The sequence below is a fragment of the Leptotrichia hongkongensis genome (assembly GCF_007990635.1).
Taxonomy (GTDB): Bacteria; Fusobacteriota; Fusobacteriia; order Fusobacteriales; family Leptotrichiaceae; genus Leptotrichia; species Leptotrichia hongkongensis.
In genome coordinates, this window is sequence record NZ_AP019846.1 from 1,615,712 (window position 1) to 1,638,984 (window position 23,273).

General features: G+C 33.2%; 19 protein-coding genes, 3 tRNA genes, 3 rRNA genes and 1 pseudogene. 5 read left to right on the forward strand and 21 right to left on the reverse strand.

Features of this window, described 5'->3' with window-relative positions:
- Nucleotides 1-37: 37 nt before the first annotated feature.
- Nucleotides 38-727 (reverse strand): response regulator transcription factor, encoded by a 690-nt coding sequence (locus FVE75_RS07620; RefSeq protein ID WP_147005936.1) that lies wholly within the window; start codon nt 725-727, stop codon nt 38-40.
- A gap of 359 nt (nt 728-1,086) precedes the next feature.
- Here FVE75_RS07620 and hisS point away from each other — a divergent pair, with 359 nt between their 5' ends.
- The 5 genes from hisS to FVE75_RS07645 all read left to right on the forward strand — a co-directional run bounded on the left by hisS (nt 1,087) and on the right by FVE75_RS07645 (nt 5,476).
- Nucleotides 1,087-2,340: a histidine--tRNA ligase gene (gene hisS, locus FVE75_RS07625; RefSeq protein WP_147005937.1), complete on the forward strand. Its 1,254-nt coding sequence runs from the start codon at nt 1,087-1,089 to the stop codon at nt 2,338-2,340.
- Between the two features lie 8 nt (nt 2,341-2,348).
- Complete coding sequence (locus FVE75_RS07630) at nt 2,349-3,047, forward strand: DUF554 domain-containing protein (RefSeq protein WP_147005938.1); 699 nt, start codon at nt 2,349-2,351, stop codon at nt 3,045-3,047.
- Nucleotides 3,048-3,087: 40 nt separating this feature from the next.
- Nucleotides 3,088-4,869 carry an aspartate--tRNA ligase gene (aspS, locus tag FVE75_RS07635; protein ID WP_147005939.1) on the forward strand — a complete coding sequence of 594 codons (1,782 nt, stop codon included), beginning with the start codon at nt 3,088-3,090 and terminating at the stop codon, nt 4,867-4,869.
- A gap of 24 nt (nt 4,870-4,893) precedes the next feature.
- Nucleotides 4,894-5,109, forward strand: a complete 216-nt coding sequence (locus FVE75_RS11730) for a zinc-ribbon domain-containing protein (protein WP_147005940.1) — start codon at nt 4,894-4,896, stop codon at nt 5,107-5,109.
- 190 nt (nt 5,110-5,299) lie between these two features.
- A complete protein-coding gene (locus tag FVE75_RS07645; RefSeq protein WP_269472176.1) occupies nt 5,300-5,476 on the forward strand; it encodes a histidine phosphatase family protein in 177 nt (58 codons plus the stop codon).
- A 208-nt stretch (nt 5,477-5,684) separates the two neighbouring features.
- On the opposite strand, the gene FVE75_RS07650 is transcribed toward FVE75_RS07645, so the two are convergent.
- The 20 genes and pseudogenes from FVE75_RS07650 to FVE75_RS07735 all read right to left on the reverse strand — a co-directional run bounded on the left by FVE75_RS07650 (nt 5,685) and on the right by FVE75_RS07735 (nt 23,238).
- Nucleotides 5,685-5,761: transfer RNA gene (locus FVE75_RS07650), tRNA-Asn, on the reverse strand.
- A 15-nt stretch (nt 5,762-5,776) separates the two neighbouring features.
- Nucleotides 5,777-5,889, reverse strand: a 5S ribosomal RNA gene (gene rrf, locus FVE75_RS07655).
- A 62-nt stretch (nt 5,890-5,951) separates the two neighbouring features.
- A 23S ribosomal RNA gene (locus FVE75_RS07660) occupies nt 5,952-8,849 on the reverse strand.
- A gap of 76 nt (nt 8,850-8,925) precedes the next feature.
- Nucleotides 8,926-9,001 (reverse strand) — tRNA-Ala (locus FVE75_RS07665).
- A gap of 10 nt (nt 9,002-9,011) precedes the next feature.
- Nucleotides 9,012-9,088, reverse strand: a tRNA-Ile gene (locus FVE75_RS07670).
- Between the two features lie 38 nt (nt 9,089-9,126).
- Nucleotides 9,127-10,630, reverse strand: a 16S ribosomal RNA gene (locus FVE75_RS07675).
- The 16S, 23S and 5S rRNA genes sit together here with 3 tRNA genes alongside, the layout of an rRNA operon.
- Before the next feature lie 303 nt (nt 10,631-10,933).
- Nucleotides 10,934-11,566, reverse strand: coding sequence for a multifunctional transcriptional regulator/nicotinamide-nucleotide adenylyltransferase/ribosylnicotinamide kinase NadR (nadR, locus tag FVE75_RS11525; RefSeq protein ID WP_232052499.1), 633 nt, complete (start codon nt 11,564-11,566; stop codon nt 10,934-10,936).
- A gap of 35 nt (nt 11,567-11,601) precedes the next feature.
- Nucleotides 11,602-11,988: an adenylyltransferase/cytidyltransferase family protein gene (locus tag FVE75_RS11530; protein ID WP_232052500.1), complete on the reverse strand. Its 387-nt coding sequence runs from the start codon at nt 11,986-11,988 to the stop codon at nt 11,602-11,604.
- Nucleotides 11,989-12,108: 120 nt separating this feature from the next.
- Nucleotides 12,109-13,248 carry a DNA recombination protein RmuC gene (locus FVE75_RS07685; protein WP_232052501.1) on the reverse strand — a complete coding sequence of 380 codons (1,140 nt, stop codon included), beginning with the start codon at nt 13,246-13,248 and terminating at the stop codon, nt 12,109-12,111.
- Nucleotides 13,249-13,367: 119 nt separating this feature from the next.
- Nucleotides 13,368-13,550 carry a hypothetical protein gene (locus FVE75_RS11535; protein WP_232052502.1) on the reverse strand — a complete coding sequence of 61 codons (183 nt, stop codon included), beginning with the start codon at nt 13,548-13,550 and terminating at the stop codon, nt 13,368-13,370.
- Between the two features lie 38 nt (nt 13,551-13,588).
- A complete protein-coding gene (locus FVE75_RS07690) occupies nt 13,589-15,145 on the reverse strand; it encodes a YihY/virulence factor BrkB family protein (protein WP_147005941.1) in 1,557 nt (518 codons plus the stop codon).
- Nucleotides 15,146-15,180: 35 nt separating this feature from the next.
- A complete protein-coding gene (gene thiI, locus FVE75_RS07695) occupies nt 15,181-16,371 on the reverse strand; it encodes a tRNA uracil 4-sulfurtransferase ThiI (protein WP_147005942.1) in 1,191 nt (396 codons plus the stop codon).
- 33 nt (nt 16,372-16,404) lie between these two features.
- Nucleotides 16,405-17,553, reverse strand: a complete 1,149-nt coding sequence (locus tag FVE75_RS07700) for a cysteine desulfurase family protein (RefSeq protein WP_147005943.1) — start codon at nt 17,551-17,553, stop codon at nt 16,405-16,407.
- A gap of 316 nt (nt 17,554-17,869) precedes the next feature.
- A pseudogene (gene metF, locus FVE75_RS07705) lies at nt 17,870-18,744 on the reverse strand (methylenetetrahydrofolate reductase [NAD(P)H]).
- Between the two features lie 435 nt (nt 18,745-19,179).
- The gene (locus FVE75_RS07710; RefSeq protein WP_147005944.1) at nt 19,180-20,382 is read right to left on the reverse strand and encodes an argininosuccinate synthase; all 1,203 of its coding nucleotides are present in this window, start codon (nt 20,380-20,382) and stop codon (nt 19,180-19,182) included.
- A 17-nt stretch (nt 20,383-20,399) separates the two neighbouring features.
- Entirely contained in the window at nt 20,400-20,954 is a 555-nt protein-coding gene (locus tag FVE75_RS07715; RefSeq protein WP_269472177.1) for a peptidylprolyl isomerase, read from the reverse strand.
- 276 nt (nt 20,955-21,230) lie between these two features.
- Entirely contained in the window at nt 21,231-21,599 is a 369-nt protein-coding gene (locus FVE75_RS07720; protein WP_147005946.1) for a TIGR02328 family protein, read from the reverse strand.
- Nucleotides 21,583-21,978: a YbgA family protein gene (locus FVE75_RS07725; protein ID WP_147005947.1), complete on the reverse strand. Its 396-nt coding sequence runs from the start codon at nt 21,976-21,978 to the stop codon at nt 21,583-21,585. The genes FVE75_RS07720 and FVE75_RS07725 overlap by 17 nt, the downstream gene beginning before the upstream one ends.
- A gap of 344 nt (nt 21,979-22,322) precedes the next feature.
- The gene (locus FVE75_RS07730; protein WP_147005948.1) at nt 22,323-22,733 is read right to left on the reverse strand and encodes a MarR family transcriptional regulator; all 411 of its coding nucleotides are present in this window, start codon (nt 22,731-22,733) and stop codon (nt 22,323-22,325) included.
- 169 nt (nt 22,734-22,902) lie between these two features.
- Complete coding sequence (locus FVE75_RS07735) at nt 22,903-23,238, reverse strand: MliC family protein (protein ID WP_147005949.1); 336 nt, start codon at nt 23,236-23,238, stop codon at nt 22,903-22,905.
- Nucleotides 23,239-23,273 lie beyond the last annotated feature (35 nt).

The following is a 23,273-nucleotide window of genomic DNA, read 5'->3' on the forward strand; positions in this document are numbered from 1 at the left end:
ATCCAATGATTTAATTTTATAATATTTATCAACAAAGTTATTTTTCTAAAACATCAAATTTATAGCCAACTCCCCAAATTGTCTTAATATTCCATTTTTCATGCTTATAATTGTCAAGTTTTGCACGAAGCCTTTTTATATGCGTATCGACAGTACGGCTTTCTCCAAAATAATCAAATCCCCATATCAAGTCCAGCAAATTTTCTCTTGTAAAAACTTTATTCTGATTTGTTGCCAAAGTCCATAAAATCTCTATTTCTTTCTTAGTCAAGGAAATTATTTCATCGTTTATCTTTACCGTAAAATTATTCAAATCAATCTCAAGATTGTCATATATGAAAATTTTTGCACTTTCATCATTTTTAGGTGTTATTCTACGTAAAATTGCATTTATTCTTGCAATTATTTCTCCTGGCGAGAAAGGTTTTACTATATAATCATCTGCTCCTATTTCCAGTCCCATTATTTTCTCATAATCTTCTCCACGTGCTGTAATCATTATAATTGGAACATTTGAAAAAGTACGCACTTCTCTGCATATATCAAAACCATCCTTTTTCGGCATCATTACATCCAAAAGTATTATATCAAACTCATTTTCTTCAATTTCCTTTAACGCAGCTTCCCCATCAAAAACAGTATTTACAGTAAAATTATTTTTTTTACAGTATTCTGACAATATAGAAACAATTTGTTTGTTATCATCTGCGATTAGCACCTTATACATATTACCCTCTTTTCTTCCTGCAATTATATATCATAGCAAAACTAGTTTAAAATAATTCTAAAAGTCATGCTATTTTAGATTATATCCAAAAAATTATTTAATTTATTACTTTAATTTTAAAAATTTAAATAGATAATAAAATTTTATCATAAATCTTTTAAAATACAAATATTAATTTTTAAATTCTTATACTTCACAAAAAACAAAATTTCATTATAAAAATCAATTTTAAATTTATTCATTTTGATCTAAAAAATAAATTCAAATAAATATTGATAATAACTCACATTTTTTGATATAATATGAGAAGATAAATTTTTAATTGCTAAAATTGCATGTAATGAAAGGATAAATTTAGAATGATTAGTGTTTTAAAGGGAATGAAAGATAGATATTCTGATGATGTAAAAAAATACGACCTAATTGTTGATACAGCAAAAAGTGTATTTGAAAAATATGGATTTGAACGAATTATAACGCCTATTCTGGAAGAAACTGAACTTTTTAGACGTGGTGTTGGAGATGAAACAGATGTTGTTTCAAAGGAAATGTACGAATTTGTAGATAAAGGTAACAGAAATGTTACAATGCGTCCAGAAGGTACTGCTGGAGTAGTACGTGCCTATTTGGAAGCAGGTTTTCACAAGTCTTCCCCAATTGTAAAATGGTTCTACAACGGTCCAATGTATCGTTACGAAGCCCCTCAGAAAGGAAGATTTAGAGAATTTCATCAAATGGGTATTGAAATGTTCGGAGTCCGTTCTGCTTACCTTGATGCTGAAATTATCCGAATGGGATGTGAATTTCTTGAAAAACTTGGAATTACTGGACTGACTGTCGAAATAAACAGTCTTGGAAACATTGATTCAAGAAAAAAATACATCGATGATTTAAAATCATTTATGAAAAAAAGACTGGATAAACTTAGTGACGATTCAAAACGAAGATATAAAACTAACCCTTTAAGAGCATTGGATTCAAAGGATAAAGGTGACCAAGAACAATTTGTCAACGCCCCAAAATTATACGACTATCTTGATGAAGAAAGTAAAAATTATTTTGAAGATACAAAAAAATATCTTGAATTAATGAATATTAATTATGTGGTAAATGACAAGCTGGTACGTGGACTTGACTATTACTCAGATACAGTCTTTGAAATAAAATCTGACAAATTAGGCTCGCAGGCAACTGTGCTGGCTGGAGGGCGTTACGACAGACTTCTTGAAATACTTGGAAATGCAAAAGTGCCAGGAATAGGCTTTGCCGCTGGAATGGAAAGAATTGCAATGCTTATGGATGAAAATTTGATTGCAAAAAAAGAAAACAAAATTTACGTTATTTATTTTGATGAAACAAAAGAATATTTTGTAAAAATAGTAGAAGAACTACGAAAAAATGGAATAAAAGTTAACTTTGACTACAATCCAAAAAGTTTTGGAGCCCAAATGAAAAAGGCAAACCGTGAAAATGCAGACTATGTATTGATTTTAGGTGAAGATGAACAAAAAGAAAATGTAGTTACAATAAAGAAATTTAGTACTGGAGAACAGGAAAAATACAGTTTTCAGCAAGTTTTGAAACATTTTGAAAGAAAAAGTCTTGAAAAATAGGGGGGGCTATGGGAAATTTTATAAATTTTTTAGCTATTAGTTTGGGTAGTTTGATAGGATTTTTTGTAGGCCATAAATTTAAAAATGAAATGAAAGATCTTATAATGGAGTGTGCTGGACTATTTATAATAGTTGCTGGTTTGAAAAGCACGATAAATTCAAATCGAGATATTATTGTTTTAATTTATCTGATTATCGGTTCGATAATTGGACAAATCATAGATATTGATTTAAAATTAAAAAATTTGGGATTATTTTTGGAAAAAAAAGTTAATTTTGCTATCAAAAATCCAGAAAATAATGATTCTGAAAAAAGTTTTGCAAAAGGCTTTTCAACTGCTACAATTTTATTTTGTACAGGAGCAATGGCAATTGTAGGAGCAATAAACAGCGGACTTACAGGTGACGATACAACGTTAAAGATAAAAGCAATTTTAGATGGAGTAATTTCCATTGTTATAACATCTCTATATGGAATAGGCGTTATGTTTTCAGCTGTTTCAGTTTTTATTTACCAAGGATTTTTCTATCTTTTTGCTAATTATCTAAAACCATATTTAACTGAAAAAACAATTTCAGATATAAATTTTCTTGGTGGAATAATGGTTATGGCAATCGGAGTAAATTTATTATTAAAAAAAGAGATAAAAATTGCAAATATGTTGCCGGCATTATTTATACCAATTATTTTAGAGATTTTTATATAAATAAATTAAAAGAAATTTGAATATAAAGAAAGGAAATAAAATGTACAGAAATTATAAATTAAATGAATTAAGAATGGAAAACATCGGAGAAGAAGTTATTTTATCTGGATGGGTTTCAAAAGTTAGGGATTTGGGGCATTTCACATTCATTGACTTGCGAGATAGATATGGAATTACTCAAATTTTGGTAAATGAAGAAGTTTCAGGAAAAGAGCTTTTTGAGGAAGCTAGAAAATTAAAAAATGAGTGGGTTATAAAAGTTACTGGAAAAGTTGCTGAAAGAAGCAGCAAAAATAAAAATATTCCTACTGGAGATATTGAAGTTGAAGCAAAAAATATTGAGATTTTGAGCCGTTCTAAGCAATTACCGTTTGAAATTGATGAAACAGGAAATCTTAATGAAAATATGCGTCTAACTTACAGATACCTCGATATAAGACGTCCAAAAATGCTAAATAACATTATAAAAAGAAATGATATGCTATTTTCAATCAGAAAATTTATGAATGATAATGGATTTTTAGACATTGATACTCCTATTCTAGCGAAAGCCACTCCCGAAGGAGCGAGAGATTTTGTAGTTCCAAGCCGAATAAACAAAGGTGACTTTTACGCCCTGCCACAATCTCCACAGCTATTTAAGCAAATACTTATGGTATCAGGTGTTGATAAATATTATCAGCTTGCAAAATGTTTCAGAGATGAAGATTTAAGAGCTGACAGACAACCTGAATTTACACAATTAGATTTGGAAATGTCGTTTGTTGAGCAAGAAGATATTTTAAATGTGACAGAAGCACTTGCAAAACAAGTATTTAAAGATGTTACAGGCATTGAAATTACTGAAAATTTTGAAAGAATGAGTTATGATGATGCAATGAATTTTTATGGTTCAGACAAGCCTGATTTAAGATTTGACATGAAATTGATTGATTTATCCAAAGAAACACAAAATTCTGGATTTGGAGTATTTGAAAATGCAATAAAAGATGGGGGAAATGTAAAAGCTATCGTTGCTCCAAATGCTGAAAAATTTTCAAGAAAATACATCAAAGATTTAGAAGACTTTGTAACAACATATTTCAAAGCAAAAGGGCTGGCTTATATCAAAATCAATGAAAATGGTGAAATTAATTCTCCAATTGCCAAATTTTTTACTGAAGAAAAGTTAACTGAAATTACTCAAAAATTAGGAATTAAAAATAACGAAATTGCTTTAATATTAGCTGATAAATATAAAATTGTTCATGATGGGCTGGGAGCATTAAGACTAAAACTTGGAGAAGAGCTGGAATTAATTAACAAAGATTCTTTCAAATTCCTATGGGTAATTGACTTCCCAATGTTCGAATGGAGCGAAGAGGAAAATAGATATAAGGCTCAACATCATCCATTTACTTCAATAAAACAGGAAGATAGAAAATATCTTGATTCAAATGAACTTGATAAAATAAAGACAGATTCCTACGATATGGTTCTAAACGGTTATGAAATCGGTGGTGGAAGTATCAGAATTCACGAAGAGGAATTACAGGAAAAAGTATTTGAAAAATTAGGGCTTAGTAAAGAAGAACAACAAGAAAAATTTGGATTCTTTCTGGAAGTACTAAAATATGGTGTACCACCACACGGAGGACTTGCCTTCGGAATCGACAGGTGGCTTATGGCAATGCTAAAAGAAAATTCTATAAAAGAAGTAATCCCATTCCCTAAAACAAATAAAGGACAGGATTTAATGACTGGAGCTCCTGCTGAAATAGAAGAAAATGTACTTGCAGATGATTTAAGACTAAAATTATTAGAAATAAAAAAAGAAGATTAATAATTTGAAAGGGGAAGCAATAAAATGATTATAGTATACGGAACGAAAAATAAAATAAAAAATCTTGGTATAGTAGGAAAATATGAATGTTCTCGATGTAACAATATCTCAGATTTGCAATTTATGAGTTCACAGCAATGGTTTACATTATTTTGGATACCGATATTTCCAATAAGTAAAAAGCAAGAATTCATGCAATGTCCTATTTGCCATCAAAACTATCAAGTCCCTAAACAATAAAAAATTAAAATTTATCTTTAAAAAAAGCCGAATTCAAATTCGGCTAATTTTCTTATATAATATATTTATAACAAACGAATACTTTATACAAAATAAAATATATCTTTCATAACATTTAAATTCTATTAAATTTATTGAAATTTTCAAGAAAAATATTTTCTTAATTTTATTTAATTAAGATTTAGAAAAAATCAGTTCTAACCATGAATACGGAAATATTTTAATTGTAACACACGGAACAGTCTTAGAACTATTTTTTAATTATATTCAAAACAAAAAAGCTCATGACTTAGACGAACGCAAGCTAATAGGTAACGGAGAATATAAAATTTTTACTTTAGAAAATGAAAAATACAAAATCCTTTAATTGTACTCGAACCTATTTAAAATTGAACTGATAGAAATTATATAATTTATGGTTTGAGTAAAATAGTCATAATTTTTGAGTTCTATTTTAAACTAGTTTTACTATAAATTCACTATAGTTTACTTTTTATGGAAGAGCTGTATAATGAAAAAAAAGCAAAAAAAAACTTCCGAGGGAGGAAATTAGATGATAAGGGGTATAAAAAGAATGGCGTCCCCGGTTGGACTCGAACCAACGGCCCTCTGATTAACAGTCAGATGCTCTAACCGGCTGAGCTACGGAGACGCAAAAGAAAAAAAAGTTTGGCGGCTTCCTATTTTCCCGGGACGAATCCAAGTATCGTAGGCGCAGGCAGACTTAACTGCCGGGTTCGAAATGTGACCGGGTGTATCCCTGCCGCTATGATCACCAAACTTTTGAATATAGATTGCATTGCCTAAGGCAATGGGAAATAAATAGCAGAAGCAAAAGACTACATAAAAAGCATACGTAATATTAGTACCAGTCAGCTGAACGCATTGCTGCGCTTGCACCCCTGGCCTATCGACCATGTGTTCTCCATGGATACTGCGATCACTCATCTCAAAGCCGGCTTCCCGCTTAGATGCTTTCAGCGGTTATCCGTTCCAGACGTGACTACTCAGCCGTGCCACTGGCGTGACAACTGATACATCAGAGGTCTGTCCAACCCGGTCCTCTCGTACTAAGGTCAGATCTTTTCAGTGCTCAAGCGCCTGCAGTGGATAGGGACCGAACTGTCTCACGACGTTCTGAACCCAGCTCGCGTGCCTCTTTAATGGGCGAACAGCCCAACCCTTGGGACCTTCTCCAGCCCCAGGATGAGACGAGCCGACATCGAGGTGCCAAACACTTCCGTCGATATGGACTCTTGGGAAGTATCAGCCTGTTATCCCCGGGGTAGCTTTTATCCGTTGAGCGACGGTCCTTCCATTCGGAACCGCCGGATCACTAACTCCCACTTTCGTGCCTGCTCGACCCGTCAGTCTTGCAGTCAAGCTCCCTTATGCGTTTGCACTCTTAGGCTGATTTCCATCCAGCCTGAGGGAACCTTTGAACGCCTCCGTTACTCTTTGGGAGGCGACCGCCCCAGTCAAACTGCCCATCTAGCACTGTCTCCGTTTCCAGATTAGAATTCCGACGGCATATGGTTGGTATTCCAACGACGACTCTGCCAAGACTGACGCCTTGGCTTCACAGTCTCCCAACTATCCTATACACAGCTGTGCCGAATTTCAATATCAGACTACAGTAAAGCTCCACGGGGTCTTTCCGTCCTACTGCAGGTAGCCGGTATCTTCACCGGCATTACAACTTCACCAGGTCTCCAGCCAAGACAGCTCCCAAATCATTTCACCATTCGTGCAGGTCGGAACTTACCCGACAAGGAATTTCGCTACCTTAGGACCGTTATAGTTACGGCCGCCGTTTACTGGGGCTTCGATTCGTAGCTTCGCTCTAACCCTCCTCTTAACCTTCCGGCACTGGGCAGGTGTCAGCCCATATACGTCGCCTTTCAGCTTAGCATAGACCTGTGTTTTTGGTAAACAGTTGCTTGGGACTCTTCACTGCGGCCTGTTTCCCCTCAGGGCGTCTCTCCCTTCAGGTATGTCAGGCACCCCTTCTCCCGAAGTTACGGGGCCATTTTGCAGAGTTCCTTAGCTAGAGTTATCCTGTCGGCCTTAAGTTTCTCACTCTGTCCACCTGTGTCGGTTTACAGTACGGGCGCTGGTTCTCATCGATAGAAGTTTTTCTCGGCAGTGTAGGATCTGTGGCTTATGCAAGATGCACTTACCCGTCAGGTCTCACATTTAGGCATGCGGATTTTCCTGCATGCCCATGCTACGCCCTTAGAAAGGCTATTCCGTCAGCCTTCCCGCATACCTTCCTGCGTCACTCCGTCTCTCAGGCGATAACAGCGGTACAGGAATATTAACCTGTTTTCCATTCGCCATCACATTTTTGCTTATGCTTAGGTCCCGACTCCCGGGCGGACAAACCTTCCCCAAACCTTGGACTTCCTAGGCGGGATTCTCGCCCGCCTTCTCGCTACTCATTCCTGCATTCTCACTTCTGATACCTCCAGAATGGCCTTGCGGCATTCCTTCAACTACCAGAACGCTCTCCTACCAGGCGTGCAAGCACGCCTCCGCAGCTTCGGTTTATGTCTTAGCCCCGTTACATCTTCGGCGCAGATACTCTCGACCAGTGAGCTATTACGCACTCTTTCAAGGCATGGCTGCTTCTAAGCCAACCTCCTTATTGTCTGTGAATATCCACCTCCTTTCCCACTTAGACATAATTAGGGACCTTAGCTGGCGGTCTGGGCTGTTCCCCTCTCGTCCGAGGACCTTGTCATCCACGGACTCACTCCTGGCTATTAATATGCGGTATTCGCAGTTTGCTTGATTTCGGTAAGCAGTACGCCCCCTAGACCATACAGAGCTCTACCCCCGCATATCTTCATGCCAAGGCTGCACCTAAATGCATTTCGGAGAGAACGAGCTATCTCCTAGTTCGATTGGCTTTTCACCCCTAGACCTATCTCATCTCCCAACTTTTCAACGGCGGTGAGTTCTACTCCACTGAGTCTTACCTCAGCTTCAGCCTGGACAGGCCTAGATCACTAGGTTTCGCGTCTATGGCTGGCGACTTGTCGCCCTGTTAAGACTCGGTTTCCCTTCGGCTCCGTTCTATTAACCTTGCCACCAGCCATAACTCGCAGGATGATTAACCAAAATCCACGCAGTCACACATAAAGTGCTCCTACCGTTTGTAAGCACACGGTTTCAAATTCTGTTTCACTCCCTTGCTCAGGGTTCTTTTCACCTTTCCCTCACGGTACTCTTCACTATCGGTCAACAGCAGTATTTAGCCTTGCGTGATATGGTCCACGCTGATTCACGCCAGATTCCTCGTGCCTGACGCTACTCGGGTGCTTCCAGTCGCAGCATATGCTTTATGTTCTACAGGACTATCACCTTCTTCGGTCCAGCTTCCCAGCTGGTTCCACTTACACATATGCGGCTTAAGCATTATGACAATCCGCTGATGGAAGTCCACAACCCCGTGCCAGCAACGCTGTCCGCTTGGCACTGGCACGGTTTAGGCTCCTCCCCGTTCGCTCGCCGCTACTCAGGGAATCGTTTTTACTTTCTTTTCCTCCCGCTACTTAGATGTTTCAGTTCGCGGGCTTACCGTTTTCACGCATGTCCTCCAGACATGCAGGTTTACCCATTCGGAAATCCGGGAATCACTGATCATGTGCATCTCCTCCCGGCTTATCGCAGCTTATCACGTCCTTCATCGGCTGCTGTTGCCTAGGCATCCTCCGTGTGCCCTTGTTAGCTTTTTCTCCAGAATAACTTTTTACTCCAGTTTAATTGTAATCTTTTACCTACTATTCATTTCCCATTGTCCTAGTCATTGATTGGTGGAGATAAGCGGGTTCGAACCGCTGACCTCTGCCTTGCAAGGGCAGCGCTCTCCCAACTGAGCTATATCCCCAAGACACATATGGTGGGCATGGCTGGACTCGAACCAGCGACCCCTGCGTTATCAGCACAGTGCTCTAACCACCTGAGCTACACGCCCATAAGACATAAGAAGAAGCTGTGCATGTTGCTCCTTAGAAAGGAGGCGATCCATCCGCACCTTCCGGTACGGATACCTTGTTACGACTTCACCCCAATCACTATCCACACCTTAGATGCCTTCCTCCTTGCGGTTGGACCAGCAGCTTCAGGTGCAGACAACTCTCGTGGTGTGACGGGCGGTGTGTACAAGACCCGAGAACGTATTCACCGTAGCATGCTGATCTACGATTACTAGCGATTCCAGCTTCATGTAGTCGAGTTGCAGACTACAATCCGAACTGAGAACAACTTTATGGGATTTGCTTGACCTCGCGGTTTCGCTGCCCTTTGTATTGTCCATTGTAGCACGTGTGTAGCCCAGATCATAAGGGGCATGATGACTTGACGTCATCCCCACCTTCCTCCTGCTCTTCGCAGGCAGTCTCGCTAGAGTCCCCAACTTAATGATGGCAACTAACGATAGGGGTTGCGCTCGTTGCGGGACTTAACCCAACATCTCACGACACGAGCTGTCGACAGCCATGCACCACCTGTCTCTGCGTTCCCGAAGGCACTGCCCGCTCTCACGGGCATTCGCAGGATGTCAAGATCTGGTAAGGTTCCTCGCGTTGCGTCGAATTAAACCACATGCTCCACCGCTTGTGCGGGTCCCCGTCAATTCCTTTGAGTTTCAACCTTGCGCGTACTCCCCAGGCGGATTACTTATCGCATTTGCTTCGGCACGGACACTCTTCATGCCCACACCCAGTAATCATCGTTTACAGCTAGGACTACCAGGTATCTAATCCTGTTTGCTCCCCTAGCTTTCGCACTTCAGCGTCAGTTACCGTCCAGTGAACTATCTTCATCATCGGCATTCCTGCACATATCTACGAATTTCACCTCTACTCGTGCAGTTCCGTCCACCTCTCCGATACTCTAGCCCTGTAGTTTGGGCAGGCCTGCGGTTGAGCCGCAGGTTTTCACCCTAGACTTACAGGCTGCCTAGATGCCCTTTATGCCCAATAATTCCGGATAACGCTTGCGACATACGTATTACCGCGGCTGCTGGCACGTATTTAGCCGTCGCTTCTTCTGCAGGTACCGTCACTTTCTTCTTCCCTGCTGAAAGCACTTTACAATCCGAAAACCTTCTTCGTGCACACAGAATTGCTGGATCAGGGTTGCCCCCATTGTCCAATATTCCCCACTGCTGCCTCCCGTAGGAGTAAGGGCCGTATCTCAGTCCCCTTGTGGCCGTTCACCCTCTCAGGCCGGCTACCTATCATCGCCTTGGTGGGCCGTTACCCCACCAACTAGCTAATAGGACGCAAGGCTCTCCTGCAGCGTCTCCTTTCATCAGGCCGGCATGCGCCAGCCTGACAGTACCAGGTGTTATCAGTCGTTTCCGTCTGTTATCCCTGTCTGCAGGGCAAGTTCCTTACGCGTTACTCACCCGTCCGCCTTGGCTAGGCTGCGCAAGCGCAGCTTCGCCAATGACTTGCATGTGTTAAGCATTCTGTCAGCGTTCATCCTGAGCCAGGATCAAACTCTTCATTCAATATATTTCTCATATATTTTATTTCCACCTTAGTCTTGACGAGTTTCTTGCCTTCAAGGCAAGTGCTCTTGACTTTTATTTATATCTTACACATTGTTGCTTCTTCTATTCTTATCTTCTATTGTCCTGCGATACTTTTTCGTATCGACAAGATATATATTATCATATCCCCTCCCCTTTGTCAACTACTTTTTTCCATTTTTTCAAAGTTTTTTTCATTTTTTTATTCGTAAATCATTTTTTAGTTCTTAGAAAGCACTTATTGTTTCTTAGTTTTAATGATATTATTCTAATAAATTATTTTTAATTTATTTCGAGATATTTATTTATTATTTCAATACTCTTTATATAATTTTCTGTAAGACTTTTATTGTTTTTATAAAATAATTTTATGAATTTTTGATTATTTTTTTTTAGTAAGTGTTGTAATATATTATCAAATTCAGATTTTTCATTTTTCGAATTTATTTCTTTTTCAATATATATTAGTATATCAAAGCTACTGTGTTTAATTAAATCTTCTATTACTAGGTTTTTTTGATAATTTTGAATTATTGAAAAAGTCTGCAAAGAGGAAAATTCAGTATCTATAAAAGTTAGTTTGTCAGCATTTTTAACAGATTCCAATATTCTTCTGTTATGTTCATAAGCAATATTGCTATAATCAGAATATTGCATATTTTCTATATGATTTTGTAATTCTGCTTTATATACTCTTTGATCTATTGTGTTATCGGTTGTATTGTAGTAATTGGATAATTTATGAGCCAAATTAGTTTTTCCAGAGTGTTCTGAACCGATTATTGCTACTTTTAAGACAAAAAACTCTCTTACATATTTTGGAATAAAAAACCAGTTTTTATATGGATTTTTTCTTATTTCTGTTGCACTGATATGAAAATTATTTCTATTTATGTCTATTAATTGAATTTTCAAATTTTTATTAAAAGTTTTTCTGAAATTTGGTAATGTTAAAAATTGTTTTTATAATTTTCTACATCTTGAGTTTCGTTTGTGAAAATTACATCCACTTTAATTTTATTTTTTAAAAGTGCTTCCTGTACCCTTTCACTCCATAATTTCCAGCCATTTGGATAAAAAGGAATTCCATCTTCTGCAAGATGTATTATTTTTATGTTTTTCTGATGTTTAAAAGTTTTCTCTACAAATCTGATTCTATCTTTTACGGTCGGCATTTTCTTCATTTTTGATTCTTCATATAATTTTTTGTCCCTATCATCATCTGTACATACGACAACATATAAATTTTCTACGTAACCACTGGCTATTTGAATGAAATTAACATGTCCAGTATGCAATGGATAAAATTTTCCAAATATTATTCCATTTTTTTGCATTGTTTATTCTTTCTCCTTTTTATACTAATACTTTTTTTGATTTTATTTATGGTAAAAATTGTATAAAACTGTTTTTTATAGAATTTAGCATAATTTTTTTGTTAAATTCATCAAATACATTTATTCTTCGATTTCTAAAATTTTAAAACTTTCTGCATTGTTATTTCCTATTTTTTCTTCAAATTTTGCATTTGAAATTTCTACAAATCTTTTGCTTATTTTATTTGAAGTTGTGTTTATTTCTTTTACATCTTTGGAAACTTTTTCAATATCCTTTTGCAAATTATCCCAACGTGTACGATATCTTGTAAATTCAACGTTCAATTTTTCCAATTCCTGCTGAATTATGTTTGCATATTTGTCACGTTCCAAATTAGTCATCGTAACCTGAATTACTGTCAATACTGAAATTAATGTTGTTGGTGAAGCTATTCGCACATTTTTCTTGTAAGCATATTCAATTATGTCTGTATGATAAGCATTTATTTCAGCAAAAATTGCTTCGGCTGGAAGAAATAATATTGCTTGTTCACTCGTTTCATTTTTTATTATATATTTTGAAGAAATCGCATCTATATGTTTTTTCAAGTCACTTACAAAATCTTTTCTAGCATTTTCTCTTTCAATCTGAGATAATTCATTATTATACATTTTTCTATAATTTTCTAATGGGAATTTTGAGTCAACTGCGATGTTGCCAAGGGGTTCTGGAGTAAAAATAATAGAATCAACAATTGTTCCATTTGAAAGTTTATATTGTTTTTGGTAAAGTTTATCGTTTTTTTCTCCAAAAACTGAAGATAATATTTGATAAAGCTGAATTTCTCCAAAAATTCCACGGCTTTTTTTATCTGTTAAAATATCCTGAAGCGAAACAACATTACTTGATAATGCCTCTATCTTTTTTTGTGCTTCATCAATTTTACTTAGTCTTTCCAGCACATTTCCAAAAGTTTTTGTAGTTTCTTCAAACCCTTTCGACAGGCGCTCTTCTACCTTTGTATTCATTAAATCAAGTCTGCTTTCAACTTTATGACTTAATTTTTCAAAATTTTCATTTATATTTTTATTAAGTCCATCCTTAAATTCATTTATATTTTTAGTCAAATGCTGATTATTTTCAGTCATAACACCCGTCAAGGCTGTATTATTTTCATTTAATCTGACAGATAATTTTTGAATATTGTTATTCATACTTGTAGTCAAAAGCTGTGTATTTTCGGTATGATTCTTAGATAAAAGCTGATTATTGGTATTCATCGTGGTATTTATATTCTGTCCAAGCTCATTAAATCTTAAAAGAAGTTTTTCATTATTTTCAGATAGTACATTTCCTAAATTGCTTATTCCTTGGAGTAAATTATTTTTTGTATTAAGATTTATTGATTTTTCAATTTCATCAAATTTTTCTTATTTTCCTCAAAATTTTCCTTATTATTTTCATTAATTTGATTTATTATCATTTTTTCCGTATTTTTATTATTTTTTCTATTAAGATAAATAATTATTGTGGCTACTGAAATAATATTTATAATCGTCATTGCTAGTACTATTATTATCATTTCTAAGTCTCCTTTTCAGTTGCGTAATTTTTTATTTGCTAAAAGAATTTCCAAGTTCCATCTTCATATCTGGCTTTTTTCTGTGTATTTGCAGAATTTTCTACATCTGTTGAAGTTGGCTGTACTTCAGATTCACGATTAACTTTTTCTTTTCTTATTATTTTTGGAGAATCTTTTACTTGTGAATTTTCATTTTTTTGCTTTGATTGTTTTGAAATTTGAAAATCTATTGTCAATTCTTGTGATTTTCTTGAATTCATAGGAGTTTCTGAGTCATCAAAATATTTTTCTTCTGACTCCTCTTGTTCGTTTGAAATTTCATCTTCAGAACTCTCAATTTTTTTCATTGCCAGTTTTTCTCTTATCTTTTCTAAAAGTTTTTGATCCTCCTCATTCAAATTACTAAAAATATTTTCATAATATTCAATATTTTTTGTATCAAATTTTCTCATAAATTCCCTGATTGTAATAGTCTCAGGACTATACGCAACTTGATATTGGCTATCTGAATTTTTATCATAAAACACTTCATTTATAAATCCCATTTTTTCAAGATCAGACAATACTTCTTTCACAAAAAATACTTCCATGCCTAGTCTATCTGTTAATTTCTGATATGTAAATGCTTCCTTTTTTTCTACAAAATTCTTAATTATTAATGATAGAATTAGAATTCCCGCTTCTCTTTTTACCTTAATCGGCATTTCAATTTTTTCATTATACAAAAACTCATCAGAAGTCTGAATTGAAAATGCTATTTGTGCTCCTAATAAAATTGTTACCCAGACATATTGTACCCAAATTAGAAAAATTGGAATCAATGCAAGGCTTCCATAAATTATATTATACTTTGTAATTGAAGATTGTAATAATAAAAACAGCAGTTTCCATCCAAAAGTAAGCGCTGTTGTTACAACTCCAGCAAAAACCGCTGGCTTTATTTTTACATTTGTATTTGGAATTATATAAAATAGATAACTAAACAGAATAATATATGTCACAGGCCCGAAAAGTCCAATAAACAAATTAAGTAATACACCATTACTTGGAAAATGTTTTACCATTTCCTCGACTACAAACGAATTTAATGCCGACAATAGCACAAAAAATATTGGACCTAAAAATATAATCGCAATATAGTCAATAACTCTTCTTGTTATAGATCTTTTTTTGTTAATTTTCCATATCTTATTAAATGAATTTTCCAACATTATCAAAACTTTTACTGCGGAATAAATCAGAATTACAATTCCTACACCTGTTAATATACTGCTTTCTGTCGATAACAAAAGTCTTTGTGCTATATCTACAATTATTTTTAGAAAACTGTTGTTTCCTGGCCATAATTCAAAAAATTTCTGTATAAATATCTTATCTAGCCCAAATCCTTTTGTAATTCCTAAAACTAGGGCAACTACAGGAAAAATTGCTAAAAGTGAGTAGTAAGTAAGTGAAATTGCAAGTATTTGTGTTTCTCCATCTCGATAATTTCTATAAATTAAATAAACTATCCTTTTTATTTCCTCAATTCTTTTCTTAAATCCACTTTCCACTGCTTCTTTTTTTTGTTTTTTCAAATCTTTTTTTTCATCCATAAAATTTCTCCATTATTATTTTTTAAAATTTATTTTTACCCAAAATTAAAATACTCACGTTCTTCAAAAATTTCATTCATAATTTCATCATAGTTTTCAATTTTTGCCTCTTCTTCCAGTACATCTTCCAGCTTTGGATTTGTAACTGGATGCTTTGGTGCAAAAATTACACATGAATCTTCATACGGTTCAATAGATTTTTCATAAGTTTCTATTTCCTTTGCAATTTCAATTATTTCTGTCTTATCCATTCCGATAAGAGGCCTAAATACTGGCAATTTTTCTACAGAAGCATTTGTACATGTAAGTCCTCCCATTGTTTGAGACGCCACTTGTCCAAGGCTTTCTCCTGTAATTAAAGCTTGGTATTGCATAGTATTTGACAATCTTTCAGCTAGACGCATCATAGCACGTCTTGTCAAAATTGTTGCTAAATCTTTTTTTGTCTGAGTATTTATTGCTTCCTGAATTTTTAATATATTTAACGAATAAAGTCTTGTTTTTCCAACATAAAGTGATAAAATATCAGTTAATTCCTTTACTTTTTCAAGAGCCTGCTGACTTGTAAATGGGAAACTATGGAATGTAATAAAATTCAGACGCATCCCTCTTTTTGCCATCATAAACGAAGCAACTGGGCTGTCTATTCCACCCGATAAAAGAACAAGCCCCTTTCCTGTCGATCCAAGAGGAAGTCCTCCATAAGTTTTTATTCTATCTGTGTAAATATAAACATTTTTTCTAATATCTATATTTATCATAACATCTGGATCTTTCATTTTAACTTTTTCAAACGGACTGTTTACAAGCACATGTCCTCCGAGTTCACGTGCATAATCCATAGATTTTTTTTCAAATCCTTTATTACTTCGATTGACTGTTATTTTAAAAGTTCTAGCTCCATTTTCATAAGCATAGTTTGCAAATTCTAGCACTTTTTCCTTTATAAATTCATCATTTCTTTCAACTTTCGCTGACTGATTAAGCCCAACTATTCCAAAAACTTTTTTTAATTTGTCTGTTACTTCATCTAGATTTTGAGGATTTATTAAAACATATAATTTTGACAAATCATCAAAAAGCCGATAATCAAATCCCTTTAACACTTTATTGATTTTATTTCGTAATTTTTTTTCGAATTGTCCTCTGTTTTTCCCTTTCAGTGACAATTCTCCATAAGAAAGACCTATCGCGTCTAATAAATTTTTATTAGTATAATTTTTCATTTTTTCCCTTTCTAAATATTATTAAAAAAAATTTTATCTCATTTTTCTAATTCTTTCCACACTTTCCTTTAGCCTTTTGGCAACTTCAGCAATCTGTTCTTCAGTATTATCTTTTGAAAAACTAAATCTTATCGCTCCATCCAGTTCAGATTGATTAAGCCCCATAACTTCAAGTATTCTGCTATTTCCTTTCTTTGATGAACAAGCCGAGCCTGTAGAAACATAAATTTGATACATTCCCAGAAAATGTGTCAATACTTCAGCTTTTGTTCCCTTAAAAGATATGTTCAGAACTTTTGGACTTGATTTTTCAGGATTAAGTGATGAATTAAGCTTGATATCATTAATCTCTTCACAAATCCTGTCTGCAAGTAATTTCTTTATTTTTTGAGAATGCTCCATTTCTAGCTTATCTTCCCTCGATAAAATTTCCACAGCTTTTGTAAATGCAAGAATAAGTTCCGTAGGCATTGTTCTTTTTACAATTCCATTTTCAGCATTTGAACCGTAAATTATATTTGCAATTTTGACACGTTTATTTATATAGATGGCTCCAATTCCCTTTGGTGCATGAATTTTATGTCCACTTATTGTTATTGCATCTACAGGAAATTTATCAAATTTTATATTTGTACATCCAAGACCTTGCACAAAATCAGTGTGAAAATAAGTGTCTTTATTTTTTGCCTGGATAATTTTCGAAATTTTTTCTAAATCCTGAATTGCTCCAGTTTCGCTATTTACTGCTCCCACAGATACAATCAATGTATCTTCACGAATTGCATCTTGAAGCTGTTGCAAATTCACAAATCCATCTCTATCAACATCTAGATAATCAACTTCAAAACCAGTATTTTCATAATGTCTAAACACCTCATAAACTGATGGATGATCAATTTTTGTTGTTATAAGATGCTTTTTTGTACGAAAGTTTGCATTAATAATTCCCTGCAATAAAAGATTATTTCCATCTCCTCCTCCTGCTGTAAAGTAAATCCTTTCGGCTTCTACTTTCAGATAGTCAGCTATGATTTTTCTCGCATTTTTTATTTTCAAAAGAATATTATGGGAAAAACTGTGAATTGCATCAGCGTTTGCATAATTTTCTTCCATTGTCTGAAGAAGTGTGTCTATAACTTCTTTACGTGGTTTTGTACTAGCTGAATTATCCAAATAAATCATTTTTTCTCCTTTTCTATTTTTATTATTTCACAAAAATTTTATCATTTTACTAATAATCTATAATTAAATTATCTTTATTATACTATATTTTATAAAATTTATCAAAAATAAAGTTGTTTTTTGAATTAAAAAATTTAAACATAATCTTGAATTATAAAAAAAGAGAAGACTAATCACAATATTGTTATCAAATCCTACTGCAATATAATCTTCCCATGATTTTATATTATTTTATCTAATAAAATGTCTTCAAATCAAAATTGTCTTTATCAATTTTTAAATAACAAGCTCTTTTTTATTAATCGATTTTTTGAACTTATCTTGCAAATTCAATATTTTTCATAATTTCTTTTGCGATTTCAGGCTTATTCATTGTATAAATATGGATTCCTTTAATTCCATAAGCTAATAATTCTATAATTTGTTCACTTGCATACATTATTCCAGCCTTTTTCATAGATTCTGGATTATCTCCATATTTCTCCAATAATTTATCTAATTTCTGAGGAACAGAACATTTTGAAAGTTCTATAATTCTTTTTATTTGTTTTGCATTTGTAACTGGCATAATTCCAGCAACTAAAGGTACTTTTATATCTAGTTTTTCTGCTTTTTCCTTAAATTTTATAAAAATATCATTATCAAAAAACATTTGAGAAGTTAAAAAATCTGTCCCAGCTTCAACTTTATTCTTCAAATGAAAAGGTCAATCAAATCATTATTTTCATAGTGAGTTTCTGGATAAAATGCACCACCAATTGAAAAATCATCAAATTCACTATTTTTTCTTAAATCACTAATAAGTTCAGAAGCATACTTATAATCGCCTTTGTTATAAATATCTTCTGTTTCGCCTTGCGGAACGTCTCCACGAAGTGCCAAAATATTTTTTACATTCTTACTTTTTGCTTCCTGTAAATAATCGTGAATTTCATTTTTTTTACTTCCAACACAAGTTAAATGAGCCAAAACTTCTGTTTTCAAATTATTTTTAATGTGAGAAGCCATTTCAATAGTCCCACCTTTAGTCTGCCCGCCTGCACCATATGTAACGCTAATAAAATCAGGTTTATATTCAACCAGTTCTGCTGTTACCTCTTTTAATTTATCATGCGAAAAGTTTTTGTTTGGTGGAAAAATCTCAAAGGAAACAAGATGTTTCTTCTGTTCAAACATATCTTTTATTTTCATCAAATCCTCCTAGTTTAAAAATATTTTTATTTATTATTTTATTTTTGATTATTTTCTTTATTATTGTACTATAAAAAAACTATTTTGTAAATTTTTTAACTATATTTTTTAGTTCTTATTTGCAATAAATTTTAATTATACCCAATCCATTTAAAAATTTAAAAAATACTATAATCAATACTGTAAATTATATCTAAACAACCAGACAAATCTTTTATTTATTCAACTATGACTGCTTGACTACTGGAAAAAGATGTCTTGAAATTAGGCAAATAAAATTATGCCTAGCCATAGGAATTACGTATTAATCTGAAATTATTGCGATAAACTTTTATTGCAAAATATGAATTTATAAAAATTAATTATCTTATGGAAACAAAAAATATAAAAAAAGAACTCCCAAATTTGTTATTTTAGGAATCCTTTATTTAAAATTTATTTATGTTTTTTATAAGCTCTAATCCTGTTTGGAAGTGAGAATAATTTTATAAATCCTTCCGCATCCTTATGACTATACAGCTCACTTGCCCCAAATGATGAAATTTCTTCATCGTATAATGCAAAATCAGTAAATCTACCAGCTATTTTTATACTTCCTTTGTATAATTTCAGTTTTATTGTACCATTTACATTTTTAGAAGTTTCATCAACAAAAGCATCAAGTCCTTCACGAAGTGGTGTAAACCATTGTCCTGAATAAGCCAATCCTGCATATTTTTGTGATACCAGCTTTTTAAATTCAAATGTATCCTTGTCAAAAATTAATGTTTCCAATTCTTTTAGTGCTTCCATCAGCAATGTTCCACCTGGAGTTTCATAAATTCCTCTCGACTTCATTCCAACAAGTCTATTTTCTACAATGTCAATTACTCCAACACCATTTTCTCCAGCAATTTTATTTAACTTTTCAAGTAATGCGACAGGCTCTAAATTTTCCCCATCTACTTTTACTGGCCATCCTTGTTCAAATGTAATATCCACATAAGTTGGCTTATCTGGTGCTTTTTCAGGTGGAGTTGTCATCATATAGACAATATCTTCCTTATGTTCATTTTCAAGACCTTCAATATCTCCGCCTTCATGTGAGATATGCCATAAATTCTGATCTCTTGAGTAAATTTTTTCTTTCGTTACAGTTATTTTTATATTATTTTTTTGTGCATAATCAATCGCATCTTCTCTTGAAGAAATGTCCCAAAGTCTCCAAGGAGCTATTATTTTCAATGTTGGATCTAATGAAAATACTCCAGTTTCAAATCTAACCTGATCATTTCCTTTACCAGTACATCCGTGGCAAATATACGAGGCTCCTTCCTTATGAGCCACATCTACCAATACTTTTGAAATTAAAGGTCTTGCAAATGAAGTACCCAACAGATATTTATTTTCATAAACTGCTCCCGCTCTTAAAGCACGGAAAGCATAATCTTTTACAAATTCTTCTTTTTTATCTTCTACATAAACTTTAGAAGCACCTGATTCAATAGCTTTAACTTTTACAGCTTCCATATCTTCATCCTGTCCAACATCAACACAGCATGCAATCACTTCTAAATCATAATTTTCTTTTAGCCAAGGTATGATAATCGATGTATCAAGTCCACCTGAATATGCTAAAACTACTTTTTCTTTTGCCATATTTATTTCCCCTTTAATTAAAATTTATTTGGAAAATTTTGCTTTAAAGTTTTATTCCAGCTGTCAACTCTGTTTTTTTGAGTTTTTAAGAAAGCATCAACATCTCCCTCAACTACAACTTTTGTCATTACATCTCCATTAGATAATTTTTTTACAACATCCAAATCAGCTTCTGACACAACTTCTCCAAAAATTGTATGATTACCATTTAACCATTCTGTTGGTACAGTTGTAATGAAAAACTGACTTCCATTTGTTCCTGGTCCAGCATTTGCCATAGCTAGTTTACCAGCTTTAGAAAAATTCAGTCCATTATTAACTTCGTCTTCAAATTGGTATCCTGGTCCTCCCATTCCTGTTCCAGTCGGATCTCCTCCTTGTGCCATAAAGTTGTCAATAACCCTATGGAATTTTAATCCATCATAATATCCTTTTTTTGCTAAGTTTACAAAATTAGCAACAGTTACAGGCGATTTATCAGGTAACAAATTAATATTAACATCACCTTTTGCAGTAATAATCTTTACTTTCATTTTATACTCTTTACTGTATGATTGCACAGCAACAGTCATCATCATTAAAATTGATAACATTAGTAATGATACTCTTTTAATCATACATCTCCTTTCATTTCAATATATTTTTTATGTTTTAAAGAAAGATTAGCTTTAAATCTAGCTTTAAAGATCTAAATACATTTTATCATATTGTAGAGGATTTTTGAATAAGATTTTAAAATAATTCTCTTTTCACAGCTGTTTTTTTCATAAAAAAATTATTACATGAATCACTAGCTTGTGTCTCCCCTGCAGGACAATGAGTTGTAGTAATTAAAACAATCAAAACTTTTATAGTTCTAATTCAATCCCTTTTTTTTTCAAATTTTCGATACACTCAACTAAATATTCATTATCGTGTTCTTTGTAAATTGGGCTATCTATAATTTTTTCTTCAAGATTATTATAATTTTCTGCTTTCTTTCCTCTATAATTCTTTTCTCTCCATTCTTTAGAAACTTTATACCCTCTTTTTTCCATTTCATCCATAACCAATGAATGATAAACAAATAAATAATATGGAGAATATAAAAATACATAGTCTACTGTTTTATGTTTCTTTTTCCATCCATTTCCCCTAAGCGCACAACATTCTCTATGTTGACCAAGAAGCTGATTTTTAGGCAATAGATGAATAATTTGTTCATGCCATAGTCTCATCGTTTTCTCCTGTTAGTAAAGTGGATTCTTGTAAATATTTATTTGGATATTTCTTTAGTAAAGTATTGATATATTCAATTAGCGATTTCTGATTACTTCTTCCTCCCATGTATTCTTCCAGTATGTTAAATAACCCTTGTTTTTCGATCTTCGTTGCCTTTTTTTTGAAATATCCCCATAAATGAAGAATTGCATTACTAAAATCTTTTTTACTTTCTTTTATATCCCTTACTTTTTGTATTCTTTCATTAATAAATACAGTATCAATTTCTTTTTCTTTCAAATACTTTCTTATTTCCAAGTACACTTTATGCGATTTGCTTAACACATAATATTTATTTTTTGCCCATAGCTCTTCACATTCTTTTTTTTTATTCATGTGGTTCACATCAGCCCTTCTTTAAAGATATTCAAACCATGTATGAAAATTAACTTCATCTATGCTATCCTTTGAATTTTTCGTTAGTAAATTTTTATTTTTTCTATGTTTGCGAGTATTAAAAATTTGATCTAATCTTCATGAATTTGTTGTGAAAATAATTTATTAAGTATATTCCAACCCATTTAAAATTGAACTACTAAAAATTATGGTAAATTTAGGCTTTGAGTAAAATAGTTATAGCTTTTGAGTTTGATTTTAAAGAAGTTATACTACAAAATCTAACCTCAAAAATTATAAAAACGGCAATTTAATAAAACTACCGTCCTAAATTTATTTATAAATTATTTTCCGTCAAATACTGTAGGATATGCCTTATCATTATTAAATGCCCATGAACCATTGTAATAGTAACTATTGTCATTTGAATTGAAAACTAAATTTTTACCTGCTTTTAAATGCATATATTTATATTTTTTCAAATATTTTTCAGTTTTTTCAACATTTTGAATTAACACGCCAACTTTTACATTTTCATAAGTTTCGCCATCAAATACACATTTTTCAAAATCTACATCAACTCTGTAGTCTTTATCGTTTATCTTTTTAAATTCTCCATGAGATTTAGGTTTATTACAATATGAGTCTTTTACCAATTTAGCTGTCTTATTATCGTGAACTTTTTTCACTTCCCCCTCACCAGCTGCAAATAATGTCATTGAAATCGCAAAAATTGCTAAGATACTTTTTTTCATAATAAGTTTCCTCCTTAATTTTATTTCCATTATAATTTGTTTATAATAGTATAGCATATTTTCTTTGATTTTTCTAATTTTTTTATAACTAAAAAAACATAACCTCAAGACTTTATGATTTTATCATTTAATCTATCGGTTATGTTCTTTAATTTAAGAATGAATTCTGTTATCTTCTTGTGCAAGATTTTTCAATTCCATTAGGTCCTCTATAAATAGCGTCTTTTCCACCTTTAAAGAATTCTACATTTCCATTTTTAGAAACATATCTTGATCCACTACCTGAAGTTGCTACCTTAAGGTTGTAAACATTTCCTGCTTTAGTAACTACTCTGGCAGTATTTGTTGCTGGATAAGAAACTGTTATTCTTTCAGAACCGCAAGTATATGATTCTGAAGCTACCCTTCTTACAGTAGGTCTTTTTTTACCTGCCGCTGCAAAACTCATTCCTCCAATTAATGTCATTACAGACAATACTAACATAGATTTTTTCATTAATTTCATAATTACCATCTCTTTTCTTCAAAATTTGTTTCAAT